The organism is Vibrio sp. 1288, from assembly GCF_033344475.1.
In genome coordinates, this window is the sequence record NZ_JAWPOX010000071.1 from 1 (window position 1) to 4610 (window position 4610).

At 48.1% G+C, this 4610-nt stretch carries 4 protein-coding genes and 1 pseudogene; 1 reads left to right on the top strand and 4 read right to left on the bottom strand.

The features are described from left to right. Positions 1 to 103 precede the first annotated feature (103 nt). From R8O11_RS24510 to R8O11_RS24525, 4 genes are all read right to left on the bottom strand, one after another. On the bottom strand, positions 104 to 1201 hold the full coding sequence (locus R8O11_RS24510) for an ABC transporter permease (RefSeq protein WP_031778897.1): 1098 nt from the start codon (positions 1199 to 1201) through the stop codon (positions 104 to 106). Beyond that, positions 1201 to 2127, bottom strand: a complete 927-nt coding sequence (locus R8O11_RS24515) for an ABC transporter ATP-binding protein (RefSeq protein WP_199459121.1) — start codon at positions 2125 to 2127, stop codon at positions 1201 to 1203. Before R8O11_RS24515 ends, R8O11_RS24510 begins: the two co-directional genes overlap by 1 nt. A gap of 4 nt (positions 2128 to 2131) precedes the next feature. Next, positions 2132 to 3082 carry an HlyD family secretion protein gene (locus tag R8O11_RS24520; protein ID WP_412035069.1) on the bottom strand — a complete coding sequence of 317 codons (951 nt, stop codon included), beginning with the start codon at positions 3080 to 3082 and terminating at the stop codon, positions 2132 to 2134. Between the two features lie 207 nt (positions 3083 to 3289). Further along, positions 3290 to 4081 (bottom strand): PhzF family phenazine biosynthesis protein, encoded by a 792-nt coding sequence (locus R8O11_RS24525; RefSeq protein WP_238843667.1) that lies wholly within the window; start codon positions 4079 to 4081, stop codon positions 3290 to 3292. 187 nt (positions 4082 to 4268) lie between these two features. Between R8O11_RS24525 and R8O11_RS24530 the strand changes: the two are divergent. Further along, positions 4269 to 4544 (top strand): annotated as a pseudogene (locus R8O11_RS24530) (YbhB/YbcL family Raf kinase inhibitor-like protein); the annotation flags it as partial. Between the last annotated feature and the right edge of the window lie 66 nt (positions 4545 to 4610).

A 4610-nucleotide genomic window follows, 5' to 3' on the forward strand; every position in this document is an offset into this window, starting at 1 on the left:
GGCGCTGGACTAAACAAAGGCCCCCTTTTAGGGGGCTCACACAAAGCCACCTTCTTTAGAAGGTGGTAATTTACTTTTAAGGAATGAACGCAATATCGTGGAATTAGTCGAGTGATTTTTTGAAGCGAAATGAAGCGACAATAAGGCCGATAACGGTGAATCCAAGTAACCAAACTGTATCTCGCCATAGCTCCATTAGGTCTGCACCACGCAGCACCACACCACGAATAATTCGCATAAAGTGGGTGGCAGGCAGCGCTTCGGATATCCATTGTGCCGCGATGGGCATTCCTTCATAAGGGAACATAAATCCGGACAGAAGAATCGATGGCAAAAGAATAAACACCGTCATTTGCATTGCCTGTAGCTGTGTCGTCGCAATGGTGGATATCACCAAACCTAAGGTTAAACTCGCGGCGATAAACAACAGCGTGCCAAATAGTATCTGACTAATGGCACCGTTTATCGGCACACCAAATATCCAGTGCCCCAAGCCTAAAATGATAAACACCTGTATCAGACCAACAAAGATGTAGGGAATGATCTTCGCTACCATGAGCTCGATGGAATGGATTGGTGTAGTAATCAGTAACTCTAAATTGCCACGTTCCCGTTCTCGAACAATGGCTGCACTGGTGAACAAGATCATCGTCATGGTCAGAATTACGCCCAACAAACCGGGGACAATGTTCACCGCCGAGCGCCGACTCGGGTTGTAATACAGCGCAACTTCAAAGGTTTTGGTTGGGGCAGGGCGTATCTCAAAATCAAAATCCGTTAACGGCATGGTTTGTAGCGAGAGAATCGCAGAGCTGATCATGGTGTCTGAACCATCTACTATCCACTGGCCAAGCTCTCGACCTTGCACCATACGTTGGGTTAAGTCGCTAGGCAGAATTAAAGCCGCTCGTACCAAGCCGTCTTGAATGGCTTGCTCGGCTTCTGATGCGGTAGCGAAGGTTTCAACCACATCGACCACTTGTGTGACTTTGACGGACTCGGTAATCACACGCCCGGCAGTACTGCCACTTTGATCGACGACGCCAACGGGAATATTGCGAATATCGGTATTAATGGCAAAGCCGAACAGCAAAAGCTGAATCAGTGGGATCATCACGACCATGCCAAAGGTAATGCGGTCACGTGAAAGCTGACGGATCTCTTTGATCATCACCGCTTTCATACGGGCAATAGATTTCATCATTGGCGACCTTCTCCCGTAACGCTGACAAACACATCTTCCAAGCTAGGACGAGCAATGTTCATCTCGCAGCCCTCAAGCTCAGGAAAGGTTTGGGTTAACCATTCGATCGGTTCTTCGATGTGCTGGTGGATCAAAATGCGTAAGCGAATGCCGAGCTGTGCGGCAGAACGGACTTCTTCGCGCTGAATGACTTTCTCTTTTAGCTCGCGTAGGTTGTCCGCTTTGACTTCGACGATGTTAACGCCCATTTGCGCCATGAGTTCTTCTGGCTCACCATCGGCGCGGATTTCCCCCGCTTCCATAATCGCCAGACGATGGCAGCGCTCTGCTTCGTCCATGTAGTGCGTTGTGACCAAAATCGTGGTGCCTTGGTCAGAGAGATCAAACAACTGCTCCCAGAAATCGCGTCGGTTCTCTGGGTCAACCGCAGATGTGGGCTCATCGAGAAACAACAGTTCTGGTTTGTGCATGGTGGCTGCGGCGAGAGACAAGCGCTGCTTCTGACCGCCACTCATTCCGCCGACGCGCTGTTTACGTAGTTGGTCGAGACCGTAGGTGGATAGTTGTTCTTCGATGCGAGCTTTCAGAGCCTTGGTTTCCATACCAAAGATTTGTCCAATAAACTCAAGATTCTCTTGAACCGTCAGGTCATCATAGAGGGAGAACTTTTGTGTCATGTAGCCAATCTTAAGACGCAGCAATTCCGATTGTTTTGGGATCTCGAGTCCTAGTACATCAACATTGCCCTCACTTGGGCTGAGTAGGCCTGTTAACACACGAATGGTTGTCGATTTACCGCAGCCGTTGGGGCCAAGAAAACCATAAATACTGCCTTTGGGCACATTGAGCGTGATGTTGTTGATGGCGGTGAAGTCACCAAACTTCTTCACTACATTTTCAGCTTGAATAGCGTATTCGGTCATTGGCTTACTCCACCAAATCCACTTGCGCTGGAATACCTGAAGGCAAGGATTGTGCTGAGTCTTGTAGGTCGACTTCTGCTAGGTACATCAAACGCGAGCGTTCTTCCTCGGTAAGCGCGAAATAGGGCGTGAATGAAGGCTCAGTCGCAACCCAACGAACGGTGCCGCTATAAGGTTGCTCAACGCCATCTACATGCACGTTAACCGTATTACCCGGCACAAAATCGACTCGGTAGTTGGCAGGAACGTAAACGCGAGCGTATGGGACGCGACTGGCTTGTATTACAGCAACCACTCCATTGACAGGGACGCGTTCGCCAAGGTTAAACGGTAGGTTATCTAACAAGCCATCTCGCGTGGCGGTGATGGTGAGTTCTGCCAGTTTCTGTTCTTGCAGTGCCACATCGGCTTTTGCTGCCATGAGTGCGGCTTTCGCTTGTTCAATATCTTCAGGGCGAGAGCCAGCGGTCAGTTTGCTGAACTCTTCTTGTGATGAGTCCAATTCAGCACGGGCAGAATCTCTGGCTGCTAAAGCGGTGTCTTTTTCTGATTGGCTGATGAGTTTTTTACGAACTAACTCCGCCTTACGTTGGTAGTTCTTTTGCGCTTCAACCAATTGAGCTTCCGCTCTGGCAACGCGTGCTTGCGCTGCGGCAATGTCTTCTGGTCGCTCACCATTGGTCAATTTCAAAAGATAGGCGTCAGCCTTGGCTTGTTCGGCTACGGCGTGAGCTAAAACGGCTTCTTGGTTCTTTGTATCGAGCTGAACCAGCACTTCTCCTTCGGTGACTTGGCTGCCTTCCTTGATGGGTAGGGCACGAATTATCTCGCTAGAGGTTGCAGTAAAGGTTACGCGGTCACGTTCCAGTGTGCCAAGGGCTTGCTGTCCGTCATCTTTGGAACAGGCAGTTAAAAGAGTCAGGGCTAGGGTGCCAAGAATGATTCGCTTCATCATGCGACGCTTCCTCTAAGAAGGTGAGCTCGAATTCGTATCAAGCTATAGAAGAGTGTGGGACTGCATTCAGTGTAACGTGAGTCAGTTTTGTCCGGCTAGGAAGTTAATTCCTTCAATATTCATCAATTGATTAATTATTGAAACTGGCTTTATCCTGCTGAAGCCGTGCTTTACTTGGCTCTTTTAAGTTGATTACATGAATATCATTTAAACAAAAATCTGGCCTTTCATGTAGAGCACGCCGTCGCCAGATACTCTTACTTGTTCGCCAGTAACTTCACAGTGCAAAATACCTCCGCGCTGAGAAGCTTGGTAAGCGACCAGTGATGCTTTGCCTAACGCTTCTGCCCAGAACGGTGCTAACCCAGCGTGAATCGAGCCAGTTACGGGGTCTTCGTCACCACCATTTGCAGGCCAAAAGTAACGCGATACAAAGTCTTGTTGATCACCTTTCGCGGTAACGACCACATCGTAAGGAGCGAGTGTCTTGAGGTGCTCTGAACGGTATTGAACCTCAAGTACCTCCTGCTGGTTGCCGACCACCACGAAATACGCTTGAGGGCTAAGCAGTACGCGTTCCACATCGCAACTTAGGCCATCAATCAATGCCGAGGGAATATCAGAAACGGCTTTTGGAGGACGAGCAGGGAACGTCATCTCGATCTTACCTTGCGCATTCTTCTCTACGGTGAGGGTTCCTACTTCCAGAGTATGAAATTCAATCGTGCCATTAATGCCAAACTCATCAAACAGCACTAACGAAGAGGCCAGTGTGGCGTGTCCACAAAAGTCGATTTCAGTTATAGGAGAGAACCAACGAATCTCATATCGGTTTGCGCCAATGGATTTTAGAAAAGCCGTTTCCGACAAGTTGTTTTCTGTCGCGATATTTTGCATCAATTCTGGGGCTAGCCATTCCTCTAACGGTATCACCGCTGCTGAGTTGCCTTTGAATTGCGTATCGGTGAAGGCGTCCACCACGTAGATATCCAATTCCATTTTCCTTCCTTGTTCCGTGAGCGATTAATTAGCATAAACCAAGTGCAATTAAGAGAGTAAGAAATTTGTGTTAGAATCTTAAAGTGTCAAAATTATAGATTATTTTGTGTTTTTTGATACTTACTGACAAGGATTCGGACTGCTGGGTACTTACACTAGTGTTGAATTCATTGAAAGGAAGAAAAACATGAAAGCGATCTACAAATCAGTTTTGGCATTGAGTGTTTTTGCGGTCGGTTCTGCCCATGCATTTGAACTCGTGAGTAGAGATATTCAAGAAGGCCACCCGATGGCGAAGACATTTGAATACTCTGGTTGGGGATGTGATGGCGGGAATCAATCACCACAATTGATGTGGAAAGAAGCTCCAAAGGGCACAAAAAGTTTTGCGATCACCGTGTATGACCCCGACGCGCCAACAGGCAGTGGTTTTTGGCATTGGATAGCGTTTAATTTTTCAGCCCTAAACCACCTACTTCAGTAGGTGGTTATCATCCGTTTCGGCTTTGCCTGTAAAACTACTCATGCT